Source organism: Paenibacillus sp. M2, assembly GCF_046713495.1.
Classification (GTDB): Bacteria; Bacillota; Bacilli; order Paenibacillales; family Paenibacillaceae; genus Paenibacillus; species Paenibacillus amylolyticus_B.
Window position 1 is genome coordinate 1,802,999 of sequence record NZ_CP169648.1, and the last position, 24,646, is coordinate 1,827,644.

At 43.8% G+C, this 24,646-nt stretch carries 34 protein-coding genes; 30 read left to right on the forward strand and 4 right to left on the reverse strand.

The features are described from left to right. The first annotated feature begins 19 nt into the window (after positions 1 to 19). Genes ACETMN_RS08210 through ACETMN_RS08225 form a run of 4 tightly spaced genes read left to right on the forward strand, consistent with a single transcriptional unit; the run spans position 20 to position 2,511 of the window. Positions 20 to 529 carry a DUF4275 family protein gene (locus tag ACETMN_RS08210; protein ID WP_091015066.1) on the forward strand — a complete coding sequence of 170 codons (510 nt, stop codon included), beginning with the start codon at positions 20 to 22 and terminating at the stop codon, positions 527 to 529. A gap of 27 nt (positions 530 to 556) precedes the next feature. Beyond that, a complete protein-coding gene (locus ACETMN_RS08215; protein WP_091015064.1) occupies positions 557 to 1,150 on the forward strand; it encodes a DUF4304 domain-containing protein in 594 nt (197 codons plus the stop codon). A gap of 40 nt (positions 1,151 to 1,190) precedes the next feature. Continuing rightward, positions 1,191 to 2,198: a phosphotransferase gene (locus ACETMN_RS08220; protein WP_411735987.1), complete on the forward strand. Its 1,008-nt coding sequence runs from the start codon at positions 1,191 to 1,193 to the stop codon at positions 2,196 to 2,198. A 19-nt stretch (positions 2,199 to 2,217) separates the two neighbouring features. Beyond that, positions 2,218 to 2,511, forward strand: coding sequence for an RNA polymerase alpha subunit C-terminal domain-containing protein (locus ACETMN_RS08225; protein ID WP_091015061.1), 294 nt, complete (start codon positions 2,218 to 2,220; stop codon positions 2,509 to 2,511). Between the two features lie 19 nt (positions 2,512 to 2,530). Here the strand turns inward: ACETMN_RS08225 and ACETMN_RS08230 are convergent, their stop codons facing one another. Then, complete coding sequence (locus ACETMN_RS08230; protein WP_091015059.1) at positions 2,531 to 3,475, reverse strand: hypothetical protein; 945 nt, start codon at positions 3,473 to 3,475, stop codon at positions 2,531 to 2,533. A gap of 340 nt (positions 3,476 to 3,815) precedes the next feature. Here ACETMN_RS08230 and ACETMN_RS08235 point away from each other — a divergent pair, with 340 nt between their 5' ends. The 8 genes from ACETMN_RS08235 (at position 3,816) to ACETMN_RS08270 (ending at position 10,568) form a co-directional block, all read left to right on the forward strand. Beyond that, positions 3,816 to 4,322: a DUF2569 domain-containing protein gene (locus ACETMN_RS08235; protein WP_179198456.1), complete on the forward strand. Its 507-nt coding sequence runs from the start codon at positions 3,816 to 3,818 to the stop codon at positions 4,320 to 4,322. Between the two features lie 119 nt (positions 4,323 to 4,441). Beyond that, positions 4,442 to 5,056, forward strand: a complete 615-nt coding sequence (locus ACETMN_RS08240) for a histidine phosphatase family protein (RefSeq protein WP_091015055.1) — start codon at positions 4,442 to 4,444, stop codon at positions 5,054 to 5,056. A 122-nt stretch (positions 5,057 to 5,178) separates the two neighbouring features. Further along, positions 5,179 to 5,835: a pyridoxal 5'-phosphate synthase gene (locus ACETMN_RS08245; protein ID WP_091015053.1), complete on the forward strand. Its 657-nt coding sequence runs from the start codon at positions 5,179 to 5,181 to the stop codon at positions 5,833 to 5,835. A gap of 79 nt (positions 5,836 to 5,914) precedes the next feature. Next, positions 5,915 to 6,490 carry a GNAT family N-acetyltransferase gene (locus ACETMN_RS08250; protein ID WP_091015052.1) on the forward strand — a complete coding sequence of 192 codons (576 nt, stop codon included), beginning with the start codon at positions 5,915 to 5,917 and terminating at the stop codon, positions 6,488 to 6,490. Between the two features lie 53 nt (positions 6,491 to 6,543). Next, positions 6,544 to 7,152, forward strand: a complete 609-nt coding sequence (locus ACETMN_RS08255) for a hypothetical protein (RefSeq protein WP_411735988.1) — start codon at positions 6,544 to 6,546, stop codon at positions 7,150 to 7,152. Between the two features lie 140 nt (positions 7,153 to 7,292). After that, positions 7,293 to 8,249 carry a radical SAM protein gene (locus tag ACETMN_RS08260; protein ID WP_091015049.1) on the forward strand — a complete coding sequence of 319 codons (957 nt, stop codon included), beginning with the start codon at positions 7,293 to 7,295 and terminating at the stop codon, positions 8,247 to 8,249. 295 nt (positions 8,250 to 8,544) lie between these two features. Then, positions 8,545 to 9,558, forward strand: a complete 1,014-nt coding sequence (locus ACETMN_RS08265) for a phosphodiester glycosidase family protein (RefSeq protein ID WP_091015047.1) — start codon at positions 8,545 to 8,547, stop codon at positions 9,556 to 9,558. Beyond that, the gene (locus tag ACETMN_RS08270) at positions 9,555 to 10,568 is read left to right on the forward strand and encodes a bifunctional glycosyltransferase family 2/GtrA family protein (protein WP_091015045.1); all 1,014 of its coding nucleotides are present in this window, start codon (positions 9,555 to 9,557) and stop codon (positions 10,566 to 10,568) included. Before ACETMN_RS08265 ends, ACETMN_RS08270 begins: the two co-directional genes overlap by 4 nt. 152 nt (positions 10,569 to 10,720) lie before the next feature. Here the strand turns inward: ACETMN_RS08270 and ACETMN_RS08275 are convergent, their stop codons facing one another. Genes ACETMN_RS08275 through ACETMN_RS08285 form a run of 3 tightly spaced genes read right to left on the reverse strand, consistent with a single transcriptional unit; the run spans position 10,721 to position 13,596 of the window. Next, complete coding sequence (locus tag ACETMN_RS08275; RefSeq protein WP_411735989.1) at positions 10,721 to 12,178, reverse strand: PTS transporter subunit EIIC; 1,458 nt, start codon at positions 12,176 to 12,178, stop codon at positions 10,721 to 10,723. A 30-nt stretch (positions 12,179 to 12,208) separates the two neighbouring features. Next, positions 12,209 to 12,715: a PTS glucose transporter subunit IIA gene (locus ACETMN_RS08280; RefSeq protein WP_411735990.1), complete on the reverse strand. Its 507-nt coding sequence runs from the start codon at positions 12,713 to 12,715 to the stop codon at positions 12,209 to 12,211. Further along, the gene (locus ACETMN_RS08285) at positions 12,712 to 13,596 is read right to left on the reverse strand and encodes a PRD domain-containing protein (protein WP_411735991.1); all 885 of its coding nucleotides are present in this window, start codon (positions 13,594 to 13,596) and stop codon (positions 12,712 to 12,714) included. The genes ACETMN_RS08280 and ACETMN_RS08285 overlap by 4 nt, the downstream gene beginning before the upstream one ends. 296 nt (positions 13,597 to 13,892) lie before the next feature. On the opposite strand from ACETMN_RS08285, the gene ACETMN_RS08290 reads away from it, so the two are divergent. The 18 genes from ACETMN_RS08290 to ACETMN_RS08375 all read left to right on the forward strand — a co-directional run bounded on the left by ACETMN_RS08290 (position 13,893) and on the right by ACETMN_RS08375 (position 24,640). Further along, positions 13,893 to 14,603: an AAA family ATPase gene (locus tag ACETMN_RS08290; RefSeq protein WP_411735992.1), complete on the forward strand. Its 711-nt coding sequence runs from the start codon at positions 13,893 to 13,895 to the stop codon at positions 14,601 to 14,603. A 43-nt stretch (positions 14,604 to 14,646) separates the two neighbouring features. Next, complete coding sequence (locus ACETMN_RS08295; RefSeq protein ID WP_411735993.1) at positions 14,647 to 15,141, forward strand: cysteine hydrolase family protein; 495 nt, start codon at positions 14,647 to 14,649, stop codon at positions 15,139 to 15,141. A 454-nt stretch (positions 15,142 to 15,595) separates the two neighbouring features. Next, positions 15,596 to 16,123, forward strand: a complete 528-nt coding sequence (locus ACETMN_RS08300; RefSeq protein ID WP_411735994.1) for a GNAT family N-acetyltransferase — start codon at positions 15,596 to 15,598, stop codon at positions 16,121 to 16,123. A gap of 376 nt (positions 16,124 to 16,499) precedes the next feature. Continuing rightward, the gene (locus ACETMN_RS08305) at positions 16,500 to 16,982 is read left to right on the forward strand and encodes a hypothetical protein (protein WP_091015032.1); all 483 of its coding nucleotides are present in this window, start codon (positions 16,500 to 16,502) and stop codon (positions 16,980 to 16,982) included. Positions 16,983 to 17,053: 71 nt separating this feature from the next. Beyond that, on the forward strand, positions 17,054 to 17,518 hold the full coding sequence (locus ACETMN_RS08310) for an NUDIX domain-containing protein (protein ID WP_411735995.1): 465 nt from the start codon (positions 17,054 to 17,056) through the stop codon (positions 17,516 to 17,518). A 43-nt stretch (positions 17,519 to 17,561) separates the two neighbouring features. Further along, positions 17,562 to 18,197, forward strand: coding sequence for a zinc dependent phospholipase C family protein (locus ACETMN_RS08315; protein ID WP_091015028.1), 636 nt, complete (start codon positions 17,562 to 17,564; stop codon positions 18,195 to 18,197). 53 nt (positions 18,198 to 18,250) lie between these two features. After that, positions 18,251 to 18,526, forward strand: a complete 276-nt coding sequence (locus ACETMN_RS08320) for a hypothetical protein (RefSeq protein ID WP_091015027.1) — start codon at positions 18,251 to 18,253, stop codon at positions 18,524 to 18,526. Between the two features lie 136 nt (positions 18,527 to 18,662). Next, the gene (locus ACETMN_RS08325; RefSeq protein WP_411735996.1) at positions 18,663 to 18,983 is read left to right on the forward strand and encodes a hypothetical protein; all 321 of its coding nucleotides are present in this window, start codon (positions 18,663 to 18,665) and stop codon (positions 18,981 to 18,983) included. Between the two features lies 1 nt (position 18,984). Beyond that, on the forward strand, positions 18,985 to 19,488 hold the full coding sequence (locus tag ACETMN_RS08330; RefSeq protein ID WP_411735997.1) for a DUF4188 domain-containing protein: 504 nt from the start codon (positions 18,985 to 18,987) through the stop codon (positions 19,486 to 19,488). Between the two features lie 25 nt (positions 19,489 to 19,513). Beyond that, the gene (locus tag ACETMN_RS08335) at positions 19,514 to 20,014 is read left to right on the forward strand and encodes a hypothetical protein (protein WP_411735998.1); all 501 of its coding nucleotides are present in this window, start codon (positions 19,514 to 19,516) and stop codon (positions 20,012 to 20,014) included. 209 nt (positions 20,015 to 20,223) lie between these two features. Next, positions 20,224 to 20,670 (forward strand): LytTR family DNA-binding domain-containing protein, encoded by a 447-nt coding sequence (locus ACETMN_RS08340; RefSeq protein ID WP_411735999.1) that lies wholly within the window; start codon positions 20,224 to 20,226, stop codon positions 20,668 to 20,670. Next, positions 20,667 to 21,077 carry a hypothetical protein gene (locus tag ACETMN_RS08345; protein WP_411736000.1) on the forward strand — a complete coding sequence of 137 codons (411 nt, stop codon included), beginning with the start codon at positions 20,667 to 20,669 and terminating at the stop codon, positions 21,075 to 21,077. The genes ACETMN_RS08340 and ACETMN_RS08345 overlap by 4 nt, the downstream gene beginning before the upstream one ends. Positions 21,078 to 21,092: 15 nt before the next feature. Further along, positions 21,093 to 21,491: a hypothetical protein gene (locus ACETMN_RS08350; RefSeq protein ID WP_411736001.1), complete on the forward strand. Its 399-nt coding sequence runs from the start codon at positions 21,093 to 21,095 to the stop codon at positions 21,489 to 21,491. Between the two features lie 40 nt (positions 21,492 to 21,531). Beyond that, on the forward strand, positions 21,532 to 21,939 hold the full coding sequence (locus tag ACETMN_RS08355; protein WP_411736002.1) for a hypothetical protein: 408 nt from the start codon (positions 21,532 to 21,534) through the stop codon (positions 21,937 to 21,939). Next, positions 21,920 to 22,276, forward strand: coding sequence for a hypothetical protein (locus tag ACETMN_RS08360; protein WP_411736003.1), 357 nt, complete (start codon positions 21,920 to 21,922; stop codon positions 22,274 to 22,276). The genes ACETMN_RS08355 and ACETMN_RS08360 overlap by 20 nt, the downstream gene beginning before the upstream one ends. A gap of 239 nt (positions 22,277 to 22,515) precedes the next feature. Continuing rightward, the gene (locus ACETMN_RS08365) at positions 22,516 to 23,025 is read left to right on the forward strand and encodes a hypothetical protein (RefSeq protein ID WP_411736004.1); all 510 of its coding nucleotides are present in this window, start codon (positions 22,516 to 22,518) and stop codon (positions 23,023 to 23,025) included. Positions 23,026 to 23,088: 63 nt separating this feature from the next. Further along, a complete protein-coding gene (locus ACETMN_RS08370) occupies positions 23,089 to 23,928 on the forward strand; it encodes an adenylyl-sulfate kinase (RefSeq protein WP_192134523.1) in 840 nt (279 codons plus the stop codon). Between the two features lie 220 nt (positions 23,929 to 24,148). After that, entirely contained in the window at positions 24,149 to 24,640 is a 492-nt protein-coding gene (locus ACETMN_RS08375; protein ID WP_411736005.1) for an NUDIX hydrolase, read from the forward strand. Positions 24,641 to 24,646: the final 6 nt, after the last annotated feature.

Here is a 24,646-nt window from a genome sequence, read left to right on the forward strand (position 1 = left end):
ATAGCCTACGGAGGTAATGATGATTCGAGATAAAATTAATGAGTTGCTGGATACTTTACCCGAATTGGAACTGAACCGAGCATATTGGGGAATTGAGCGTATCCATCAGGAATATATGTTCAAGAAGAACTTGCAGGATAAGAGAGTTATCGTGTCCGAACTGTACGAGGAATCCGAAGGGATTGTAAAGCAATGGGATAGCGTGTTTGCCCATAATATCGATGATGTGGTCAAAGAGTCTATCCATTATAGCCAGTACAAGTGGCATATGTTCAGTTATGAACAACAGAAATGTCTGACACATGATGAAGCACGAGATGCTTTCAATGCCGAGCCGAAAGATGAAGTATATGTGATGTATGAAAGTGGTGGTTGGGTACTTTTATACGAAAATGCGAATCGGATCATTGCAGCGGATTTTGATTCGGAGCAAGATATCTATATCTTCGACCGGGCGTTTACATGGACTTACGTGTATACGCACGAATCCATGTGTGGCCCATATTTTTATAAAATAGAACAAGTATGATTCTGAACAAAAGGGGAGTGATATCTTATGCAGGAACTGTTTAAGAAGATCATCAACACAGACGTCAAACCCTTATTGGCCAAACACGGCTATTCCAAGAAAGATCTGAATTTCTCCAAAGCGGCTGGAAGTCTCGTATACAAGTTCAACGTTCAAAAATCAAAGGTTAACACGAGTAGTCACGTGCAGTTTTATATTAACTGTATTGTCCATTCCACCGAGCTCGCGGAGTTGCAGTCTGTTGCATTGAGTGGGGTCGTATTGGAGAACAAATCGCATTTCACCTGCCGGATCGAGGAAATAGTCCCTTCCGCTCCAGATCACTATTCCCTAACGCCCGATATCAATCCAGACGCTTTATCGAAAGAACTGGTTTCACATTTGGAAGAGGGTATTTCATTCCTACACTCGCTAACAGGGGCCAGAGATATAGTCCATTATTATATGGCGAAGACAGCGCTACATTTAAGTGAAGAAACTTTCCGCTTCCTGCTACAAGCCGGCGATACGGAAGAAGCCAAGTATTATTTACAGCAACTACATGCCAGATACGGAGCCGAAAAGCGCTGGACGATATTTGAAAAGAAATATGCAGCCATTTTTGCTGAGTACGGATTGTAAGCTTTGCTCCAGACAAATAGTCAAAATGAGGGGATAACATATGAGCGATACTCAATATAATTTAAATTTTGAGAAACTGTGTAATGAATTACAGCTTGGTGAATTGATCAGTTCGCCCAAACCAATCTCAGGTGGACTTCTTCATCGAATGTACGCCATTGAAACGACGCAAGCTAATTATGCAGTTAAGGCATTGAACCCTCAGATCATGGTAAGACCTTCTGCTGTGCAAAATTATATTGATTCAGAAAAAATAGCAAACGTGGCAGCTGAACATATCCATGCTCAACCTGCAAAAAGGTTAAAGGGTGCTTCTATGCATAACATTGATAATCAATTCTATCTAATATTTGATTGGATTGAGGGTCAATGTTTGAAACAAGATGAAGTTACCATCAATAACAGTTCTCTGATGGGAACGATCCTTGCAGATATCCATAAAACGGATTTTAGACAACTAGAATTGGATAGTTCACAGGCGACTAATTCTAAAAAAATAGATTGGATGTTTTATCTGAACAAAGGAAGAATTGAGAATTCGGAATGGATTAAGATTTTGGATTCCAATATGGATCAGCTGTATGAGTGGAGCATGAAAGCTAAGAATTCATCTTCAATGCTGGCATCCAATAATGTTATTAGTCACAGAGATCTGGAGCCTAAGAATGTGATGTGGAGACAAGACATTCCTATAATTATAGATTGGGAATCGGCAGGTTATATTAATCCGATGCATGATCTGGTAGAAACAGCTGTGTATTGGTCAGTAGATAGCTCTGGAAGTATAAACGAGGAAAAGTTCTTGGCTTTTATAGGTGGATATAAGAAGCGAGTGGGCAGTCTAACAGCCAATTGGGAAGTGGTTCTGGATGTTGGTTTTGCTGGAAAGTTGGACTGGCTCGAGTATAGTCTTAAACGGTCACTGCGGATTGAATGTACGGACATAGAGGAACAGTTATTAGGAACATCACAAGTCATTAGGACTTTAGAGGCTTTGAAACAATACGAAAATATGATCTCAGATATGAAGAACTGGTTGAATACTTAATTCAGGAGGGGATGCCCACATGGCAAACGATAAAGGAACACTTAGAACATGCGAACAAGGACATTCGTATTATAAAAAAAGTGATTGCCCAATCTGTCCAACGTGCGAAGCTGAACGTAAACCGACAGAGGGATTTCTAGCCATTCTGTCAGCTCCTGCCAGACGCGCCTTGGTGAATGAAGGGATTATGACACTACTGCAACTTGCGGAGTACACGGAGAAAGAGATCCTGAAACTCCATGGAATCGGACCATCTGCAATGCCCAAACTGCGAAACGCTTTGGAAGAAGAGGGATTATCTTTTAAGAAATAACCCTCTTGACTCCTCTCCATTAATCCAAACCAGAAGCTGAAATAATCTCCTCCATCGTTACCCGATACAACAAGTTACCTTCACTGAGTAGCAGACGATGTTGGCGAAAATCTTGCCTTGCCTGCTTGAAGGACTTACCATCTTCATTTAGCAAATCAATCTTCTGCGCCTTGCTGAATTTACCGGGTTTCTCCATTTTCTTAAGTACAAACGTCCCATGTTTACCGTACCCGGCATCGAACAAGAAATGATAACCATCCGTACTGAAGCCGGAGGAACCGGAGATGTTTGGATTCATGAATGTAACGTTGGGTTCACGGGTGCCCCCTGAGATACAACCGAGTTCAAAATCGGTATAGAAGTAGAACCAGACTTGCTTCTCATTCACCACATTGAGTGCGTAACAATCCGCAATGTCAGCTTCACGATTTTCATATAGTTTATTCCCGTGCTCATCCCAAGCCAGCAGACCATATGATCCAATCGGATCGCTCCATCCGTAGTTACCAAATACCCCTTCATCGAAGTAACTGGTCCAGATCGTTCCCTTTTCGGTAACTTGTACACTCTGAATACCGTCTCCCAACAAAAACTCGCGAATTGTATTTCCGTCTAAATCACACACTTTGGCGTTCAGATCAACCTGTCCATTCCCATAATTCGTACAGCGTGCTCCGATGAGCAGTAGATGTTCATGTAATGGTTGTACGTAATGATAATTGAACGTCTGTCCCCAGATGACAACTTCCTCGATATTTTGATCTGTCACAATGAGCACTTTGTACGTATAACTTTGATTCAATTTACTTTGGACGAACACACCTCGTTTTCTTTCGGGGATCTGATTCATGAGCAGCACATAGACTCGGCCATCACCGCCCCACTGGGTGGAAACGATATCGAATCCCTCGACATAGTTCGAAATGTCGGCAAAAGGCAAAAGTTTTACTTTGGGATTGGACATATCCATATCCTCCTTTGTAGTCAAATACTGAGTCACCATCTGCATCTGTATAAGAGGATTATGACTGACGCGTACTAAACTGAACATGGCGGAAGTATAGCGAAGGTCTTCTTTGGCTTTCTTGACACACGTAGTACAATAAGGAAGTTGTGTAAAATTCTATATAAGAGGAGGATGGAGAGGTAGCTATAAGAAGAGTGTGAGAATACATACAACGCACGTGTAGTAAGGGGAAAGAAGTACCCGTAGATTTGATTTGTATGAGTACGATTACGTGGAAGACTCATCTCTGAAAAACTAAAAAACTAAAAAACTAAAATGTATAAGGAAGTGTTACGAGGTGGAACCACATATTCAAGAGCAAAAGACAGACTACCGTCCACTAGGCGTATCGGGCTTGGGTGGTTGGCTGATTCTCGTCCAGATCGGATTATTTCTTACGTTGATTTTCCTGGCGCTCCAATTGGTCCTGTATTGTTTGCCCATGCTTACAACAGAGACTTGGGAGTTGCTAACTTCGGAGCAATCTGCATATTATCACCCGCTATGGGGACCGGTCGTTATTTTTGAAACGGTATATAACGCACTGTTTTTAGTGTTTAGCATATATACCATCATTGCTTTGTATAGTAAAAAATCGATCTTTCCTCGTCTTATGATCATGTTTTATAGTGTCAGTCTAGCCGTTAGTGTCATTGATTATTTATTGTTGCTTCAGATTCCGATGGCGAGAGAACTTGAGGATGGAAACTCGTTAAGAGATATTGGCAAGTCGGTACTTACTTGTGCGATCTGGATTCCTTACTTTATCAAATCAGAGCGAGTTCATAACACATTTGTAAGATAAATGGGTTGCAGGAAATGCCCGATCTCGGATAGAAGCTATCAGAGGTCGGGTTTATTTGTTACAAACGAAACCAGTCACATATATAGTTAACCTGTTCAAAGGGAAAAGGAGAAGAGATCTTGAAAGTTTATCTGGTAAGGCATGGGATGGATGAGGAAGGGTATCGAGGCGGATGGAGCGATCGTGGACTTACGGAACAAGGAATCAATCAATCCAGGAAATTGGGAGAGCATTTGCATCATCATGCTGACGAGTACAACATACATACGATTATTAGCAGTGATCTTCCTCGTGCAGTACAGACTACACGGGAAATTGAGAAGAGATTAAACATGCAGGCTAGCTTAATGAAAGATTGGCGGGAGATGAATAACGGAGATTTGGCAGGCATGCTCCATAAGGATGCTGAAGAACATTACCCAGGGGTTTATTTCAACACCCTTGAGATGGATTCCCCTTTTCCGGGAGGAGAAAGTCCAAGGGATTTTTATAAACGGATAAGCACTGCTTTCGAGAATCTTTTCAGAGGTCTAGAGGAGAATACACTCAAGTCCAATGTTCTGTTAATTACTCACGGCGGAGTGATTAACATCCTGTATTATCTGCTTGAGAATCGGAAATGGAGCAATCAGTCCAGCTTTTATCCCATGGGCAACACCAGTGTACATACCGTTGAAAAGGGAAGGCACGGTTGGAAACTTAGCAAAGTAAATGGTTTGAGTCATCTGGATTAGTTTTTTTGATATGTCTAACGGAATGGGTGAACCACGGATGCTCTTGGGTATTTATTTTGAAGAAGCGGAGAGTAAAGGATAAAAATAAACGGATAGATCAAATAGAAGATGGAGGCGATGACATGAGCGATCAACCAATTGAACTGTTGCAACGTTTAAAATCTTTATCCGGCCCATTTCCAACGTGGGATACGGGGCATTTGCCGGAGCGGCCGGGAAAGCTATTATTGGAGTGGTTGAGATTGGCAGTTGAGAACGAAGTGAAAGAACCTCATGCCATGACGATCTCCACCGTGGATCACGATGGTTATCCTGATGCGCGGGTGTTGATTTTGAAAAACGTAATCGACGAAACGTTTTATTTTGCTTCGAGTTCGGAGAGCCGAAAAGGGCAGCAGTTGAAGGAGAACCCTTATGTGGCTCTGACATTCTACTGGCCCTCACTGGGAAGACAGATTCGGATAAGGGGAATTGCTGAGGATCAGGGAGATCAAGCGGGTGCTGATGATTTCCGCAAACGTTCAACTGGAGCGCGAGCAGTTGCCATGACAGGGCATCAGAGTGAGGTTTTGGATAGTGAGGAAGTGCTGGATAGTGCCATTGAAACTCAGAAAGAACGCATCCAACGTGACCCCGATGTCGTTACACCTCAATGGCGTTTATATGCCGTGAATGCACAAGAGGTGGAGTTCTGGCAGGGAGATTCAAAGCGTAAGCATGTGCGAGTCCAATATGTGATGCAAGATGGGCAGTGGAAGACACGCAGGTTGTGGCCTTGATTGTATAACAGATGAGTAGGCAACGCGGATCGAACGGTTATCTGTTTCTCTTCTTAACAATCTCAGGGAGGGCGAATCTATGAAAACAATTGAAAGTTTCTTCGAACCATTTCCGGTATTGGAGACAGAACGGACGATACTCCGGCGGCTTACCTATGATGATCTGGATGATATGTATAGTTATTGTGTTGTACCTGCTGTCTCGGAGTTCACTACCTGGGACGCGCACAAGAGCAAAGAAGATACCAAAGCTTTTTTGGATTTTGTCATGAGCCGGTATGATGTGAATTTAATAGGCCCATGGGCCATTGAAGATAAACAAACCAAGCGGCTGATTGGGAGTTGTAACTATCTAGGGTGTGATAGCGATAACAGGAGAGTCGAGTTGGGATATGTGTTATCTGATCAATATTGGAATCAAGGCTACATGACCGAAGTAGTGAAACGAATCATCCAATTTGGATTTGACGAAGTGGGATTGGAACGAATCCAGGCTCAATGTTTAGTGAAGAACACGGGCTCCGCGAAAGTCATGGAGAAGGCAGGCATGCAATTTGAAGGTGTGCTGAGGAAATACATGAAGGTGAAAAATGAACTTCAGGATTTGAAGATGTATGCTATCGTAAAAGAAGATTTCTATACTCGTATTAAATAAAGAACGTTTTTTTGAAAGGGCGATTCGGGTTGAACAAAGGAATTCTGTATCTTATGTTATTCATGACTTTTTTAAGTAGCTCAGAAGTGTCATACAATCGTAATGCGGTTTCACAAGAACCTCCTGCATCTTATGCAACTAAGATATTTACTGAGGATGAATTCCAATTTCAGATTAAATCCAAAGATATTACGATTAAACTCGGAAGTACTCGTGAAGTGGTTGAGCAGCATCTTGGACCCCACGTGGATTATTTCTACTATACGAATGTCTACCATTACAAAGATATGAGTATTCATTACAAAGATGGCCGTGTGGATGGCATCATGATTGATGACCCGGCAAAGTTCAAAACGTATAAAACGCCAAGCGGGATAGGATATGGAAGTACAGTTCAAGAGGTCTTCCAACAATACGGCAAAAAAGCTTTTATAGATACTAAAAAGGGAAAAGTACAAAGTATTACATATGTTATGGAGAAAAATAAACAAGGCAATTACCATGTCATACCGTCCTTTGATCATGCAATATTGGAAGGCGGATTTGAGAACATGAAAGGAGTATCCATGAATTTTGATCAAAAAGGTCGTGTCTCATTCATCATGCTGGCAAGCCATGAGTTTGCCTATAATCCTGAGTTCAACATGGATGACATACAATAGAGGGCTCCGGGGATTTCCTTTCATCACACTTTTTCAACAACCAACGTACATAATGTCATATCGTCAACCGTGTGCCATCCGCTATACTCTTCAAGTTATCCAAACGTGGATTGAATGAAGGAATCAGGAGGTACAACAAATTGATAGCCAAAAACAGATATAAATCACTCGAACTGGAAACACCCGGCGTATATGAGCTGGAAGGACTTGAGGTGGGAGTGACATCGAACTGCAATTATAAATGTGACTATTGCTGCGCCTACAATCGGGATGATGGAGCATGCATCGGTAGTCAGGAAGTTATCCGTATTATTAGTGAGCTTCCTCGTCTCAAGCGCGTGCGATTGTCCGGGGGAGAAGTTACTTTGAAATACCAGGATTGTCTGGAGATCGTGACGTATTGTGCGGCACATGGCATCGATACACAATTGAACAGCAATGCCAGTCTGCTGACAGAAGAACGGATTCTTGCGTTGCGTGATGCGGGCTTGTCCAACATTCATATCTCGTTCAACTATACGGATGCGGAGGCCTATGCTGCGTACTACCGTGTGCATTCTCGCATGTATGAGAGACTGGAGCAGAATATCCGTTTGTGCACGGAAGCCGGTCTGGAGACAGTGCTGGAAACGTTACTGTTTGAAGGTAATCAAGCGAATATGCAGGCCATTAGCGATAAGGTATATGATCTGGGTGTGCGCATCCATGAGATCCAGAACAGCATTAAGATGCCGCATACGGACTGGAGCCAGATTGTATCCAAAGAGTCTCTTGTACGATCTGTAACGGAATTAATTGAGCATAAAAAGCCAGATACAACGCTCTATTTCACCTGTATGGACCGGTTTGCTGAACAGTTGAATTTGCGGGAGCAACCGGGCGTGTATTTCTCTAATTGCGTGGATGGCACGAAACAACTTCACTTGCACGGCAACGGAGATATTCTCATCTGTGAGTTATGCCATCCTGTCGTTATTGGCAACATTTATAACGGAACGTCGTTGAAGGATATCTATGCCCATCAGCCACCGGCGTTAACGGAATTTCTGGAAAAGCGGCCTTGTCCCGCATACGATGCTCTTTTTGCAGACGCATAACAGGAAGCTACGACGAAGAAATTTTGATATTTATGTTGAGCGAGATACGTACACGATATCAGTGACATTTAAGGTTATATAGCTTGAAAATAAGGTGAACTGCTTTCCTCAATGGGAAAACGGATCACCTTATTTTATTAAAACTATTCATTCACACAATAACAGCGATTGGAAGGTTGTTCTGTCATCGTAGTGTCAGTGAATATTCCTTAGTTCAATTCATTCGGTTTCAGATTCATTTAAGCTACCCGGCCTAATATGGCCTTAAGAACTTAGATGAAGAGGTGAGCTTCACATGATGAAGATGTATCAGAAACCAAACCGGAAAGACCCACATAAAAGACCGATCTCCCCAAGAAAGCGCAGATGGCTCATCATCACACTTGTCATCGTGCTCGCAGTAGGTGGAATCCTGTACAGCCTGGCTGACCGTTACCTGATCCGGCATGTACAGGTGGTTGTAGCGGATGAGAACACGGCAACGGCAGCATCTGGCAACGCCAATGATTCCATCAGTACATCGACCACCGCTACTGAAGTGAATGCAATGTCAGATGATTGGAATTATTCGAGTGATGATATGGAGGTCCATATTGATAAGGTACAGTCAGGATCTGGCTCGGATCAGATTACGTATTATGTCGCTGATGTTCAGCTAACGGATGCAAGCAGCCTGAGAACAGCACTGGCGGATAACAGTTTTGGAACGAACATTACCGAGAATACGTCAGAGATTGCCGCAGCCAACAATGCGATCTTTGCCATCAACGGTGATTATTACGGTTTCCGCGATGATGGTGTCATTATTCGAAATGGAACACTGTACCGGGACAGCCCCACGCGGGATGCACTTGCCCTGTTCAACGACGGAACGATGAAAACATATAACGAGAACGAGATTTCTTCCTCGGAATTACTGGCCGAAGGTGCCACCAATACGTTATCCTTTGGGCCCACTCTGATTCAGGATGGAGAGATTGTCAGTGATTTTAGCAGTGTAAAAATTGACAACAACTTCGGCAACCGCTCCATTCAAGACGCGAATCCAAGAACAGCAATCGGCATGATTGCTCCGAATCATTACGTCTTCGTGGTGGTGGATGGGCGGCAGGACGACAGTCGTGGCATGACCTTGGCAGAACTGGCCGATGTCATGAAAGGCCTTGGAGCAACCGAAGCCTACAATCTGGACGGCGGCGGTTCATCCACGATGTATTTTATGGGCAGAATCGTCAATAATCCACTGGGGCGCAACCAGGAACGTGGCGTAAGTGACATTCTATATCTGACGGAGGGACAAGGATCATGACGATATTAATTCCATCCTATGAACCCGATGTGCGTTTGCTGAATCTCGTTCTGCAGTTACAGACATTTAAGCTTGGACCCATTGTGATTGTGGATGATGGCAGTGGCCCGGGTTACCGTGGGATTTTCGAGACGGCAGAAGCTTATGGCTGTACGGTCCTGACACATCCCGTCAATCTGGGGAAGGGCAGGGCGTTGAAGACAGGCTTTCAGCATATTAAGGAGTACGGACCTCAAGGCGGTGTAGTGTGCGCAGATAGTGACGGACAGCATCTGCCACATGATATTAAGCGTATCTTCGAAGGGCTGCTCACACAAACGAGACCCGGAATTGTACTCGGCAGCCGTCGCTTCAGCGGGAAAATCCCAGCACGCAGCCGTTTTGGCAACACAGTCACTCGGGCAGTTTTTTTGCTCACGACAGGTACCAAAGTAGATGACACGCAGACGGGTCTACGCGGTTTTCCTTACTCCATGCTGGATTGGCTGAACCAGATTCCCGGGGATCGGTTTGAATACGAGATGAACATATTGCTAACGGCACACAAGGAAGGGTATGAGATTACGGAGGAGTTTATTGATACGGTGTATCTGGATCACAATGAGTCCTCCCATTTCCGCCCGCTGGTGGATTCATTCCGGATCTATATGCCAATCCTGATGTTCAGCACATCTTCGGTGCTATCCGCTCTGATTGATTTTGGACTATTATTCGTCATCCAGTATTTCACGCATAATCTGTTTCTGTCGGTTGTCGCAGCAAGGCTGTGCAGCTCTATCTTCAACTATATGATCAATCGGAAGTACGTGTTCTCCGCAGGGCGAATCTCGAAGGTTCGGCAGTCTTTGCCCAAATACTTCTCACTTGTCCTACTGGTGCTGTTATTAAACTACGGTTTATTGTATTTTTATAATGAAAAATTAATTATCCCACTGCTCGCAGCCAAGCTGTTGACCGAGGTGTCCATTTTCCTGTTCAGCTATTGGGCGCAGCGCAGATTTGTCTATTAACACAGAGAGAGTGGGCATACAGTTTGCTCTCTTTTTTTCAATCAAAACCGTTTCAAAAGAATATCCTGCGCTTCTTGGTTAACAAAAAAGGTCGAGAACAGGGGGAAGCATACCCTTGTTCTCGGCCTTTTAAACTCACAGGAGGACGAGCGTTACATCAGCTTCTTAATCTCATCCTTCAGGATTTCGGACTGAGTGCCGAAGATGACCTGCACAGCTCCACCACCGAGCCTCATGACGCCGGAAGCGCCGAGCTGTTTGAGCGCCTGATCGTTGACGGCTTTGTCGTCCCTGACAACTAGCCGGAGGCGAGTGATGCAGGCGTCAATGCTCTCGATATTATCTGTTCCCCCGATCTCGGCGAGCACTTTGCCAGCCTTGGTGTCGGCAGACGCCGCTCCCACGGCGGAAGCATTAGTGGGGGCATCCGCATCATAAGCGTCATCCTCGCGCCCCGGCGTTTTCAGGTTGAACTTGATAATCATGAACCGGAACAGGAAATAATAGACGACCGCAAATGCGAGTCCGACCGGGATCATGAGCAGCGGATTGGTCGACAGCTTCATGTTCACGAGGTAATCGATTAGACCTGCAGAGAAGGCGAAGCCCAGCTTAACATTCAGCAGGTACATGATTAGGGCCGCCGCACCGGTAAGAATAGCGTGAACCACATACAGTAGAGGCGCCGCGAACATAAAGGAGAACTCGAGCGGCTCGGTAATACCCGTTAAGAACGAAGCCACCGCTGCGCCGATAAAGATCGAAGCGACCATTTTGCGCTTTTCAGGCCGGGCTGTATGAATCAAGGCTAGCGCCGCCGCCGGAAGAGCGAACATCATAATCGGGAAGAAGCCAGACATGAACATGCCTGCCGTAGGGTCTCCGTTGAAGAAGCGGGTCAGGTCGCCGTGCACGACTTCCCCGGCTGCATTGGTATAATCTCCGATCTGGAACCAGGCGATGGAGTTGAGGACATGATGCAGACCGAGCGGGATGAGTAGGCGGTTGGCGATCATAAACACCATGGAGCCAACGCCGCCAAAACCTACAATCCAGGCGCCGAAAGCGCCGATGGCATCCTGAATCGGGCTCCAGACCATGCCGAACAGGATGGCTAACACCAGCATGGAGCCGGCGGTGACCATCGGCACAAAGCGTTTGCCGGAGAAGAAGCCGAGCCAGTCAGGAAGCTTGATATTATGATATTTTTTATACATATAGGCTGCAAGCAGTCCGGCAAATATCCCGCCCAATACGCCCATATCCAGCTTGACATCGTCAGGAATATAGCCGAATACACCTGGAACGGCTCCCAGAATCCGCGTCAGTACCATATAAGCGATCAGGGCGGAAAGCGCGGCGACCGCATCCCCCGCCAGTCCGATTGCCACCCCAATGGCGAAGATGAGCGCAAGGTTGCCGAAGATCGCCCCCGCTCCCTCATTCAGGAATGGAACTACATACTGATTAAGAAATCCCCCGATCACGGGACCGAGTGGAATGTCCTTTTCGTAATTAAGAAGACCGAGGCCTTGAAGAATACCTGCCGCAGGCAGGGTTGCTACAGGAAGCATCAGGGATTTTCCCAGCTTTTGCAGTGATTTCAGCATATTGTTCTTCCTTTCTTTTTTTGATTTAGGTTATTTGGACAAGCTGACTTTCATGATCGTTCCCATGCCTGCTTCTAAGCTGCCATACTCCGGGTGTGACTCCCACGGCTGTTCAGCCGCATTCGCAACGATGACAGGGGTGATGACCGGATAACCGGCGGAAGCAATCGCATTCAGGTCAAATTCAATCAGAGTCTGACCGATAGTGACTTGATCCCCGGCCTGCACTTGGGGGGTGAAGCCCTGTCCTTTCAGGCTGACAGTATTCATACCGATATGCAGCAGCAGCTGCAGCCCGGAAGCATGCTCAATCATTAAGGCATGGTGCGATTTGATCAGGTGCACCACAGTGCCGTCGATAGGGGCGACCAGCCTGCCTTCTTGGGGAATCATTGCGACTCCCGGTCCCATAAGTCCTTGCGCGAACGCTTCGTCAGGCACTTCTTCCAAACTGACGCAGGTTCCGGTGAGTGGGGATGCGACGGATATTGTTTCAGATGTTTTGGCAGATTTGTTGTTTTTCCATTTCCAGATCATTGTGTGTTGTCCTTTCTGTTGTTGGTTTTGGCATGGGTTTGAAAAAGCCGGTATAAATGCATTGCGAGAAAAGCCGTTTCTTCCTCAGGCACTTCTGTACCTAAATCCTCGGCCATTACAGCGCTCAGTTTTCTGGCCAGCTGGTATTCGGACGTATATTCATTTTTCACATATTGTGCGAAGGTGGGGGCCGTCATCGGCTGCTGATACAGGCGTTCCATGGAGAAGCGCAGGTGTATCATGAGTCTTGCCTGGCTAAGGCTGCTCTGATCAAAGCGAACACCACCCTCCTCTTCAATAATCGACTGAAGTTTGCTGATCACATTGGATACCTTAACCAACTGTCCGACAGAGACGTGATTTACGGAGGAGTACACATGGTATGTCAGGAACCCGGCCTCATCCTCCGGTACCTCTACGCCAAAGGCCTCTCCGATCATGGCCGCCGCTTCCAAGGCGATTTCGAATTCTTTCGGAAAACTGAGCTTTGTCTCCGTAAGAAAAGGATTCAGAATCTCCATCCCATTGCGGATACGATATAAGGTGAACTGAATATGACTCGGAAGAGCAAGGTAGATCTTGTCATTCAGCTTGCCGGGAAACTGATCAGCGATGAGACGGATAATTCGGTCAGAGATGTCAATGACATTGGGGTCCAAGTCCCTCATCAGCTCCTGCGCCTGCCCCCACTCCTCCCGGTCTTCCAGCCGGAACCTTTTTTCAATCCGCGGATCATCGGCCTGAACGGTGCTTTCCACCTTGAACGCAAATCCCAACCCTTTGCCAATCAGTACGTACTCCTTGGTATTCTGGTGCGACCGGGCCAGAACAATATTACTGCCAACGACCCGCTCCACCTGCAAAATCATTCCTTTACTCACGGTTCACCGCCTCCTCATTTCTAAAGTTAACGCTTTCATGCCTCCGGAACGCAAAAAGAGCCAAGAAGCGAGTATAGTCTCATGTTCGCTTCTTGGCTCATGCCCTCTGGGGTGGTAACACGCCAATTCATTTTATGTTTTCATCAGAACGTTCTTCCTACATAATATAAAGCTGATCTGCCACCGTCAACCATAATTTTGTCATCCAACTGTTCGTCGTTTAATATAGGGAATGTGTAAACGAAAAGGTACCTGCCGTAGTTGGAGCTAAATCTAACATGAATAGGAGTATGCCTATGTATCTTCGAAGTGTGGAACTCCTGTCGGCCAAGATCGAGAATCGGGACCAATATCCTTTTGACATCCCCGCGATCCGGTCCTTGGAACGATTGGAGATCACGAATAACGTTACTTTTTTTGTAGGTGAAAATGGTTCAGGGAAATCTACGCTGCTGGAAGGCATCGCACATCAATGTGGCTTCAATACCGCAGGGGGTGGCAGGAATAATACCTATGAGACACATGCTTCGGAATCCTCGCTCGGGAATTATCTCAGGCTGGCCTGGTTGCCCAAAATAACGAATGGTTTCTTCATGCGCTCTGAATCGTTCTATCAATTCGCATCGCATGTCGACGAGATGCCGGCGTCGCTTCAATATTATGGCGGGCGTTCATTACATGAACAATCACATGGGGAGTCTTTTCTCAGTCTGTTCGTCAACCGCTTTAGTTCCAAAGGCATCTATCTGCTTGATGAGCCCGAAGCCGCTTTATCTCCTGCTAGGCAGCTCTCTTTATTGCGTATCCTTCATGATCTGTCAGGCACTTCGCAATTCATTATTGCGACGCACTCACCCATTTTGCTGGGGTATCCGGGGGCAGAGATTTTAAGCTTTGACGATAGCCAGATTCAAGAGGTAGCCTATGAGGATACCGACCACTATCAGATTACCCGCAGTTTTCTGGAGAACCGCGACCGGATGCTGAATGAATTATTTAAAGACTAAGTTGAGATGTGATACAAGTTTAATACTTATGAGGAGAGATTGGATGAAAGTAGGATTCATAATCATTGATATGCAAGAGAGTATTGTGCGGAAAAAGATGGATCAGAGCTCGATAGACCATGCTTGCGAGTACATTAACCATGTAGCTAACGTGCTGCGCTCGAATGATCATGTGGTCATTCACGTACAGGATGTGGAGGGTATGGAGGAGACATCACCGGAAGAATATCGTATTATTCCCGAGGTAGATGTGAATGAGAAGGATATCACAGTTACCAAAGAAGCTTCCAACGCTTTCTGGCAGACTGATCTGGAGCAGGTGTTGAAGAGTCACGGAATTGAATTGGTGATTATCGCAGGTTTTGCCGCAGAGGAATGTGTTCTATTCACCTACAACGGTGCGATGGAGCGAGGTTTCCGGCCGGTGATGTTGCAAAACGGAATTCTTAGCACACATCCCGAAGCGGTGACTTCAACGTACAGAGATCGCAATGTGATCTCATATCCTGTGGTTGATTATCTATATAAGTTCAACTAAAGAGGTTTACACTGAGCACTCCAATGACAGAACAACCTTCCGATCACTGTTATCCCCGGATTTTTTTGATTCCTTTTTTAAAGGGGAAATCCGGTGATAAAGGCGAACGCTCCGCTTCATCAGGTTATTTCTGTCCTCTCCGTTTTGTGTAAAAAGTTTAGTTGAACCTATATAATTCAATAATTATTAGCTAAGTGCTAGTGGATACTTGGTGAAAAATAAAGACAAGAGCACCAACCGGACCCTGTAAAGGGTCTATTTTTATGCACAAATGTTCATGTCCACTGTGAAAGTTAAGATTACTCTATGGTTTAAACCAAACTTTGCCTATATCTGCTGTGGTTGAAAGGATATATTGAGAACAGGGCACAGCAAACGTGCTGTGGACATCGGAAAGGTTATGTATGGATCACTAACTAACTAACTCATTAACTAAGGGAGATGTACAAAGAAAATGAATGTACACATTAAAAGTATTTTGGCAGAACAAAAGGAAATGTTCCTCAACCTGTACAACTTGTACTTATATGATCTGTCTGAATTTTCTGACGAGGATCTACTTGAAGAGGGGAAATATGATCCAACGAACACCTATCTCTATCTGGAACGCGATGAATTACATCCGTTTTTGATTCAGTATGAAGGAAAGATTATTGGATTCGTCCTGGTGTGTTCACCTCCATATGTGCCAGAAGATGTGGATTATACCGTGCAGGAGCTGTTCCTGGTCAAAAAGTATCGTGGACAGGGACTGGCATCACAAGCGGTTGACTTGGTTTTTGCTCAATTTCAGGGTAGATTCAAAGTAGAACAGCTCGCTAACAATGCGGCAGCAGTTTCGTTCTGGAAAAAGTATTATGAGCAACATCAGATTGAATATACCGAGTCTGAATATAACATTGAGATTGACAACATCGCTGGCAGCCACCGGATTTTGTCTCAGACTTTTGTGCGTGGAAAAGCGTCAGGCATCTCCATTTAGGTTTCTCGGCAAAGATGAAGTGATTTCACTTTTCGATCATACGGATATATCAGAGGACGAAGATGAGGTGCACTTCAATATCTACACGGTGGATTCAGATTATAGACCAAAGAAACCTGGAACAGATTATATGGGAATACTGAGGCATGATCATGTGACCAATGAATCTATAGAGATGTACCGAGAAGAAGGAACAGCGTTTCTGAGTAGACGAAGGATTTTATGAATGTAAGGAAGTTTTTATCACGGTCCTATTTTACTTCTCCTGATTTGGGAGGTAGATAGGACCTTTTTCAATTTCCATTTACCAATACATGGGTTATGATGAATTAAGAGGATTGAATGAAAGTGAGCGTGTAAGGGGGCGCATGTAGGTATGCCAAAGCATCATTTTGTTATCGAAAACAAATCGCAAGTAGACGGGAATATTCATACCTCCTACTCATGGGATTCACAAGGGAAAATACATGGAAGTGGATTAACCACAGAGAATCATGCGACCTTGGAAGACGAATTCATTGCGTACATCTATGATTCCCTTCGATGGTTGAATACATGGAATCCATCCACTTGTATAAGTTGTAGTGGGCTGAACAACTATGGAATAACCGTTATTGAAGAGCAGGATGCTTTGTTGAAATTTCATCAACTGATTCGAGCCTGGATGGATCTATTCAGCCAAGCGACTGCTCCGATTGTTCTAACAGGGAATTACGGTATTGATGGAGGCGAACAGAAGGGCTACTACGAGAAACTCGTGTACAACAAAGTTGAATTAATTAACGAATTACATAAGCTTGCGAACATGGCAAAGTACGCTGAGGTAAATGGGAAATGCATTGTGCATTTTGGGATATGAATCGATAGAAAAGGTTCCTGATAAAAATCGTAAGCTGTTGAGAAGCAATCTAATAGAAAGGAGCAAGAGTAATGACTAGTCGTATTGTTGTTACGGGTGGAGCTATTATTCGAGATCATATGGGAAGGGTTCTGCTGCAAAAGAGATCAGATTATGGAGATTGGGGATTACCAGGTGGGGGTATGGAGCCAGGTGAACGAATCGAAGAAACCATGATTAGAGAAGTGAAAGAGGAAACAGGGCTTGACGTGAGTTCTTATAAATTGGCCTCCATCTACACGGGCGAGAGGATGCACTATACGTATCCGGATGGAAATGAAGTAGTATTTGTAATGTTTTTATTTGACGTTATTGCGGAATTGGAAGGAAAACTCTGTGATGACCACGTAACTCTTTTATTTGAAGATGAACAAAGGGAGTCATTAAAGCTTATCTTTAAAAGTGTGGATGAGATTGATATTGCCACAATTAACAATGTGCAGAAGCCTATATTTGTAGACTTGAAGCAAGGGGAGTCTAAATTGCTACGCGAGTGATCGCGTTAATAGAATAGTTTAGATACAGAAGGGAGTTTTTATATTGCCTTGGCCTATGGTTCATTTTGCAATTGCATCCGAATTGATATCAGATCCATCCCCTGAATTATTATTGGGAAGCCTCGCTCCAGATTCCATCCATGTAAGAACTAATCTTCGTACCGAAAAGGCGAAAACCCACCTCATGCCAGAGGCAGGAAGGTTCGCAACAGACGAAGAACTTAAAGGATTTTTTGAGTCCAACAAGAAGATAGCTTATAGTGATCCCAAATTCCTGCAATATCTGTGTGGTTACATCGCCCATATCTATACGGATCGCGTGTGGACATTCAATATATATCCTGCATATGAAGTTCACCCCAATGGAAGAAACGTGTATACACAGGATGTCACGAAGTTAGAGTTTATGATTCTACAGAATTGGAACGGGGCCCATGAATGGTTAAGTGAGCTGAACGTGGGGAAAGCATTTGGTTTAGGTGGATTGCTGGAGTCTGAGGTGTACCAGTATAGAGGAAAGAAACTTGAGTTTTTAACTAACCCTGACAACGAACCTTTGGGTGATTTAAATATTTTATCCATGGAAGTTATGGACAAGTTCATACATACAACAGGATTAGCGCTAAAACAATTGTATACAAAATGGAATGTGTATAATGATTTACGCACCATTGTGTAAGTAAGGGAGGGATTTACCAGAAGGTATACAGGAAACAACTCCGCAAAATTGTAGTGAATGGTACACTGTTCCTGTACGTTGTGGATGAGCAAGCATACGATATCGTCATTCGGGTTTATTCGAATGCGCTTAAATCCACATTTGTAGAGTTCGATGTTGCTTGGGAAGATACATGGGATATATTTGTCTATGAACCCAGACTGATATCCAACCTTATTCAATATGCAATAAGACAAGGGTGGGACTACCAACAAAAGAATAACAAAATGAAATTCAACAACGCGACTAGTATTGTGAGAGTTTTAATAGCAGAGAATCTGGACCAATAAACGTTCGCAGACGATATGAGGATCAACTAGATTTAGAGATTGGGGGTCAGATCAGATGTATGCGGTAATTGCCAATGTTATTAAGGACAATCAACTCCGAACGGGTGCGAAGGTGTACATTTTATATTGTCATGGTATGGCTGAAAGTCCATTGGTGTATGGTATGGCCAGGGGAGGAAAGAGAATCGAGAAGTATATTTCCTACAAAAAATTAAAGAAATTCAGATCACAGTGGGTCCCTCAACATATTAGGCATCGGGTGAAATGGTCATATGAAGATCGAAAAGAAGCGGATAAGAGTGCTAAGTCATTAGAATTAATGTGGACTAACGTTCGATTATTTGATAGTGCGGGTCATATAATTAAAGAGGGTGTGACGACAAGCCAAGCTTTTAATATTGCTAGTAAGATCAAGTTTATTGAACGCAGGTACATGTTGGACGAGAAGGAGAAGTGACGTGCCGAACATATATAAGGGAAGATATTCAGCTCAGATTGAGGGAGAATTTGTTGTTTTTATCATCGGAATGAGGATCAATCGTTTGTGGGCTATACACAAATGGCTGCCTGTCTTTAAGTCCATGGGGCCGATGATTAAAGAACTCTATATGAATCCGGAGACCGGATTTCTGAGTACAGAGTATTTTATAAGCTGGCGTGGGGTGACGCTACTCCAATACTGGCGCTCTTACGATGAATTGGAGAAATACGCACGGGGCGGATTACACTTGGAAGCTTGGAAAAAATTCAACCGCTCCATTGGTACTGACGGAACAGTAGGAATTTATCATGAAACATACAAGGCTCAGTCGGGTTCCTTCGAGACCATATACGCCAATATGCCCAAATTCGGATTAGCTAAAGCTTCTGACCATGTGCCTTCGACAGGGAGAATGGAGACATCCAGACGCAGAATGGGCGGCGATAATGAATCGGCAGTGGAAACACCAGAGAATCCTTAAATTAGTGAATAGAGAGGAGCATGTTATGAAGGCTAGACTTCGACCAGAAGATATATATTCCAAGCAATTAAGTTGGTTATGTATTGAACCGATGCTTGTTTCCGTACGGGGCAGAGATATGGCCGCCAAAACAGAGATATACCGACAGTTACATGAGGGGCAACAAGCTTTATTTTTGTTCTATTCTTATCATAATCACACGAAGAGTCTGGCAGAATTTTATTGGTTTTCGGCATATAACATCATTGAGCTCAAGAGCTGGAATGGAATTAAAAATGGGATGCGATTTTTTCATTTAGATGAGATGGTGAATGTACTAGAACAGATCGAATGCCTGATTACGGACCACAATAGAGTGGATGAAACGTGGCGTGAGGTGTTGGCAACGGATCTGGAGAAGGACCCGATCTTGCTTCAGAGAACAGAGGCATTATATGCTACTTATCAGACTGTGGCAGAAGAAGCTATTACACACATGAACGAAATGATCCTGCAAAATCAGGAGATGTATCTGGAGATTGATTAACGTTAACCTAGCACCAGTATGCGAAAAGAATAACTCATGCCCTGAATGCTCTGGATGAGTACATAGAAGAACTGCTCCCATGGAGTGGTTCTTTTTGGTATCTATGCAGTGATGATGCAACAAACTTGCAAAATCCTGCAACAAAACGCAATACAGTGGGATTGTTGTAACTATGCTTGTAATATGAGTTGTGAGAGGAGGGCCAACACATGAAAGTCATTTTTGAAGAGGACACGTCAGTTGAAAAAAGGGTAGCCAAGGTCATTACACATCCAGAGGAAAAGTCGAAGTGGGACCGTATTCAGCAGGCGATCTGCGCATCAGAAACTCAATTAACGGTCATCCATGCCAAGAATAATCGCAATATGCAGATCCAATTGAGCTCTGTGGTTGCCTTTGAATCAGAGGATCGGATGTGCTGTGTCCGGGTGATCTCAGGGGAGAGGTATTTGCTTAATAAACGTCTGAAATTTGTAGAAGAGGATCTGGGTGACGTTCATTTTGTGAAAATTAATAATCAAACGATCATCAATACACGATACATCACCGCATTCTCTGCAACAGACCATGCCCGAATTAAGGTAGACCTGAGCGATCGCTCCAGCTACTTTGTCAGTCGATTTTATATTAAAAACTTTAGGGGGAAATTATCATGATTACTCAACTTAGACATTCTTTTTTTCAAGTATTCACTATGATGACGCTATGGATCACACTCTTGGCAACCATATTCTTTGGTGATCTGCCCATTCAGATGTCCTATTTATGGAACATAGCGGGTATTGCTTTCATTGCAGCTGTGTTGTTTGGAGTGATGTATAACATACTGTGGAACCATTTTACGTTAAAACCGGTATGGAATATCGTCATCTCGTCCACATTCAATATTGCTGGAGGTATGGCGATGGTATGGTTGTTCTCGGTAGACATGTTCCAGTTCATCGCTCCCTGGTTCCCCGGCATGTGGTTATTATCCATCGTGCTGCACATCATCGCTTTTTATTTTTATGCTAGAATGGATAGCAGGAAAAAAGCGGAAGAGTTAAATAACATTCTCAAGTAGGCAGGGAGTGCACGTATGAACGAGGAAGAACTGTTGCAGCTGTACGGATTGGAACCTGATGAGCTTAACCGGAAGGACATCCGACAGCTACTACACCAAGAGATGGAGAATAGAAATTTAGAGGATAACGAAGTTCTGAAACTGTTGTGCATTATGTTGTTCTGTATTGGGAATGTAGAGGACACCATGCTGATCTGGCAAGCCAAACAGAAGAATCAGGATACGAGCAGTTATATTGATGTGCAGTTATTATGTGGTGCAGGGTATGAAGAGACATTGTTTTACCTGGAAAAGATGGACGGGGAACAGGCGCACGAGGAGTTGCTGTACCTTAGACATTGCGAGCCGTATGATTTTGTTGATTTCTCCAAAGCGGAATGGGTCTCGAACTATAAACGATATTATGGTGTTTGAGGATAAACGAGCTAACAGACATATTGGAAGGAGGGGGAGTATGCCAAGTTTACATGACAACACCATATTGAGCTACGAAGTGGATTTAGAGAACGAAAGAATCAGGATGCGTACTCGTTCAAGTCACGCTGTGCCGAAAAATATGGATGTCTTATTCTCTGGTGTAATGGCCCATGCGTTTGATACACCGCTGCATGGCAGCATTATTTTGGATCTGGATGAGTGGGATCTAGAACATTTTATCCCATATAATCGCGAGTTATTGGAATCGGGGAAAGGTCAAGGCTGGCCTGTCAGTTATGATTCCGATGACGAATTGCACACCAGGCTGATCAAGGAGAAATATAAGTACACGGTGATCTCATCTTCGTATGGTTTGAGTGGTTGGGTTCTGGCGAAGAACGTAGAGATTTCTGTTCAAGAAATGGGTGATCAAGATGAAGCCTGAATACACGCAACATGGTAGCAAGAGGGGCGCAGGACTAAGAACAGGCATTGTTGTATTTGTTGTTCTGCTCGTTATTCTAGTCATGCCCAATCCAAACGAAGAGGATTTTGTTGCCTGGCTCTCAAGTGAACATGGCATCCATGCTTCGTATGATATGGATGAAGGCAGGACGTTTACTCAGACGATCAACGGTGACGAAAAGAGGCTTCATTACAAAGGTGGACATATACGCCATATGGGAATCTTTTCAACGTATAGTTATCTTTTCTCGGATCATGAAGAAAAAGAAATCCAGATTGAAGCGGTCGGCATAATGAATATGCTATGGAATCGATAGGTAGATTGACTAAGGACAGTTAAAAAAGTTAGGAAAAAGTTCTGCTGATATCCACGCTCTATGCATGATGTAACTTGTGCAGAGAAGCGTGTTTTTGGCGTGAGATGCCTTATACGTTGAAATGGCTAATTTCGCTCGTTCGCAAATCCCACATTATGGGTTATGATGTACCTTGAGAGAAAATTTTACATAGATAGGAAGTCTTCTTATGTAGACGATTGCTGATTGGAGGACTGATTATGAGAAAGTTAACCGTACTTTCATTATTACTTCTACTTCTGGCGGCCTGTCAGAACAAGGGAAACACACAAGATGCACAGCAATCAATAGATTCGCCATCTCAAAGCGTCACTGAAAAAGAGACACTACAGGATGAAGAAATATCAACATCCCAAGAGAAAGAAGACATCCCACCAGAGTATCTCGATGAAACAAACTATACCGGGGACCAATTGGAGATTGTCAAACTGATGAATGCACGTATGCGTTATTTATACGAAAAGGATGAAGCAGCATATATGAATCTTTTTGATCCGAAATCTCCTATATCAGGTATGGGAAGATACAAAGTTCTCAAGGTTACTTCCATGAGCGACATAACGATACAGGAGCAAAGGAAGCTCTATCAGGCAGTGGTGATGATTAACGAGTTAAATGAGAACGGCGAAGAGTATAGCAATACGATGGTGTTTTGGAAAAAGAAAGAAGATGGCGATTCTGCGCAATGGATTATTGCAGATATTGATTAATAAAATAGCGGATAGATACATGGAAAATCCATGTCATCGCACAAAATAAAGGATGATGTAATAATGGCTAGACGCTTAGTACTGATTGAAGGATTACCGGGTTCAGGCAAGTCAACAATTGCCCAAATGGTATCCGAAATTTTGATAGAACAAGGCAAGGTGGTACAACTATTTCAAGAAGGGAACCTGGATCACCCTGCTGATTACGAAGGTGTTGCTTTTTATGATGCTGGAGACTTCGAGTCCTTATTGAAAACGCATGAAGAATACACAGAGATTCTGAAAAGCCATGCAATTGCTCATGATCAAGGATACCTGATTCCTTATCGTAAGATGAAAGAACAACGGGGCATAGAGTTCCCCAGTCACGTTGTACAGGATATTTTCAGCCGGGATATTTACGAAATTCCTTTTGCGCAAAATGTGAAGCTGATCACCGAGAAGTGGCAAGATTTCACCCAAAACGTGTTAAGCACGAATGATGACTGCATCACGATATTTGAGTGTTGTTTTATCCAGAATCCACTAACCATGGGTCTCGTAAAATGCAATCAATCCAAAGAGCAGAACGTGCAGTATGTATTGGAACTGGGGCGTATCATTCATGCTCTGAATCCGCTTCTCATCTATATCGATCAGAAAGATATATCCTATACCTTTGATAAGGCGGTTAGTGAAAGACCCAAAGAATGGTCAGAGGGATTCATTCATTATTATACGAACCAGGGTTTGGGGCAGGCACAGGGTTATCAGGGTGTTAAGGGTACGGTACAGGTTTTGCAGGAAAGAAAGAAGCTGGAGTCCGAAATCTATGGCTTACTTCAGATGGATAAGGTATGGCTGGATAATTCGGATTATGACCGCGAGGCTTGTAGGCACAAGTTAGAAAAGATTTTGCAGTAACCTTAATGAAATACGAATACATACCGGAGGTTAGTTTTATGACATTTTATGGAGTAGCCTTAATTGCAACAACCGCAATCTTAATTATTTTAGGTGTTCGAAGCAAACGGAAAGTAATTCTTAGATGGGGCATAGCCAGTTTAATTTTATTGCTCGTACTCATCATTCCCTCATTCATCATGGGATTCATGGATGGATTTACTGATGGGTGGTCAGCGAGATGACCACTGCAGATAACAATAATGTATCGTTCGACCAAAATAACAACAAATTCAACTTCCGTGTGGCAGGTATTGTGATGGATGCGGGAAGAGTTCTTTTGCATACGACTGAACAGGATGCTTTCTGGAATCTGCCCGGAGGTCGGGTGAAATTAAACGAGACAACAGAAGCGGCTATTGTGCGAGAGATGATGGAGGAACTGGGTGTTCAGGTAGAAGCGCAAAGGCTCGCATATGTTAGTGAAGATTTCTTTGAATATGATGGCCTGAAGTATCATGAAGTTGGCTTTTATTATCTCATCACATTGCCGGAAGCCCATAAGCTATATAGTGAAACTGAATTCAAAGGTTTAGAAGATAACGGAAAGTTAATTTTCCAATGGTTTTCCTTGGACGAACTAGAGCAGATGGAAGTATATCCTGTGTTTTTGAAAAAGGAACTGAGTAACCTTCTTGATGCAAAAGGCATCAAACACTTCATTCAGAAATAGAGGAAT

What these genes read in the sequence shown, in the direction of transcription:
- ACETMN_RS08245 (WP_091015053.1), top strand. Translation starts at nt 5,179, where the DNA reads ATGAGCGATCAACCAATTGAACTGTTGCAACGTTTAAAATCTTTATCC.
- ACETMN_RS08250 (WP_091015052.1), top strand. Translation starts at nt 5,915, where the DNA reads ATGAAAACAATTGAAAGTTTCTTCGAACCATTTCCGGTATTGGAGACA.
- ACETMN_RS08265 (WP_091015047.1), top strand. Translation starts at nt 8,545, where the DNA reads ATGATGAAGATGTATCAGAAACCAAACCGGAAAGACCCACATAAAAGA.
- ACETMN_RS08270 (WP_091015045.1), top strand. Translation starts at nt 9,555, where the DNA reads ATGACGATATTAATTCCATCCTATGAACCCGATGTGCGTTTGCTGAAT.
- ACETMN_RS08375 (WP_411736005.1), top strand. Translation starts at nt 24,149, where the DNA reads ATGACCACTGCAGATAACAATAATGTATCGTTCGACCAAAATAACAAC.
- ACETMN_RS08215 (WP_091015064.1), top strand. Translation starts at nt 557, where the DNA reads ATGCAGGAACTGTTTAAGAAGATCATCAACACAGACGTCAAACCCTTA.
- ACETMN_RS08290 (WP_411735992.1), top strand. Translation starts at nt 13,893, where the DNA reads ATGTATCTTCGAAGTGTGGAACTCCTGTCGGCCAAGATCGAGAATCGG.
- ACETMN_RS08325 (WP_411735996.1), top strand. Translation starts at nt 18,663, where the DNA reads ATGGCTGAAAGTCCATTGGTGTATGGTATGGCCAGGGGAGGAAAGAGA.
- ACETMN_RS08370 (WP_192134523.1), top strand. Translation starts at nt 23,089, where the DNA reads ATGGCTAGACGCTTAGTACTGATTGAAGGATTACCGGGTTCAGGCAAG.
- ACETMN_RS08225 (WP_091015061.1), top strand. Translation starts at nt 2,218, where the DNA reads ATGGCAAACGATAAAGGAACACTTAGAACATGCGAACAAGGACATTCG.
- ACETMN_RS08365 (WP_411736004.1), top strand. Translation starts at nt 22,516, where the DNA reads ATGAGAAAGTTAACCGTACTTTCATTATTACTTCTACTTCTGGCGGCC.
- ACETMN_RS08255 (WP_411735988.1), top strand. Translation starts at nt 6,544, where the DNA reads ATGTTATTCATGACTTTTTTAAGTAGCTCAGAAGTGTCATACAATCGT.
- ACETMN_RS08305 (WP_091015032.1), top strand. Translation starts at nt 16,500, where the DNA reads ATGCCAAAGCATCATTTTGTTATCGAAAACAAATCGCAAGTAGACGGG.
- ACETMN_RS08345 (WP_411736000.1), top strand. Translation starts at nt 20,667, where the DNA reads ATGATTACTCAACTTAGACATTCTTTTTTTCAAGTATTCACTATGATG.
- ACETMN_RS08275 (WP_411735989.1), bottom strand. Translation starts at nt 12,178, where the DNA reads ATGCTGAAATCACTGCAAAAGCTGGGAAAATCCCTGATGCTTCCTGTA.
- ACETMN_RS08210 (WP_091015066.1), top strand. Translation starts at nt 20, where the DNA reads ATGATTCGAGATAAAATTAATGAGTTGCTGGATACTTTACCCGAATTG.
- ACETMN_RS08230 (WP_091015059.1), bottom strand. Translation starts at nt 3,475, where the DNA reads ATGTCCAATCCCAAAGTAAAACTTTTGCCTTTTGCCGACATTTCGAAC.
- ACETMN_RS08280 (WP_411735990.1), bottom strand. Translation starts at nt 12,715, where the DNA reads ATGATCTGGAAATGGAAAAACAACAAATCTGCCAAAACATCTGAAACA.
- ACETMN_RS08340 (WP_411735999.1), top strand. Translation starts at nt 20,224, where the DNA reads ATGAAAGTCATTTTTGAAGAGGACACGTCAGTTGAAAAAAGGGTAGCC.
- ACETMN_RS08300 (WP_411735994.1), top strand. Translation starts at nt 15,596, where the DNA reads ATGAATGTACACATTAAAAGTATTTTGGCAGAACAAAAGGAAATGTTC.
- ACETMN_RS08350 (WP_411736001.1), top strand. Translation starts at nt 21,093, where the DNA reads ATGAACGAGGAAGAACTGTTGCAGCTGTACGGATTGGAACCTGATGAG.
- ACETMN_RS08310 (WP_411735995.1), top strand. Translation starts at nt 17,054, where the DNA reads ATGACTAGTCGTATTGTTGTTACGGGTGGAGCTATTATTCGAGATCAT.
- ACETMN_RS08295 (WP_411735993.1), top strand. Translation starts at nt 14,647, where the DNA reads ATGAAAGTAGGATTCATAATCATTGATATGCAAGAGAGTATTGTGCGG.
- ACETMN_RS08335 (WP_411735998.1), top strand. Translation starts at nt 19,514, where the DNA reads ATGAAGGCTAGACTTCGACCAGAAGATATATATTCCAAGCAATTAAGT.
- ACETMN_RS08220 (WP_411735987.1), top strand. Translation starts at nt 1,191, where the DNA reads ATGAGCGATACTCAATATAATTTAAATTTTGAGAAACTGTGTAATGAA.
- ACETMN_RS08355 (WP_411736002.1), top strand. Translation starts at nt 21,532, where the DNA reads ATGCCAAGTTTACATGACAACACCATATTGAGCTACGAAGTGGATTTA.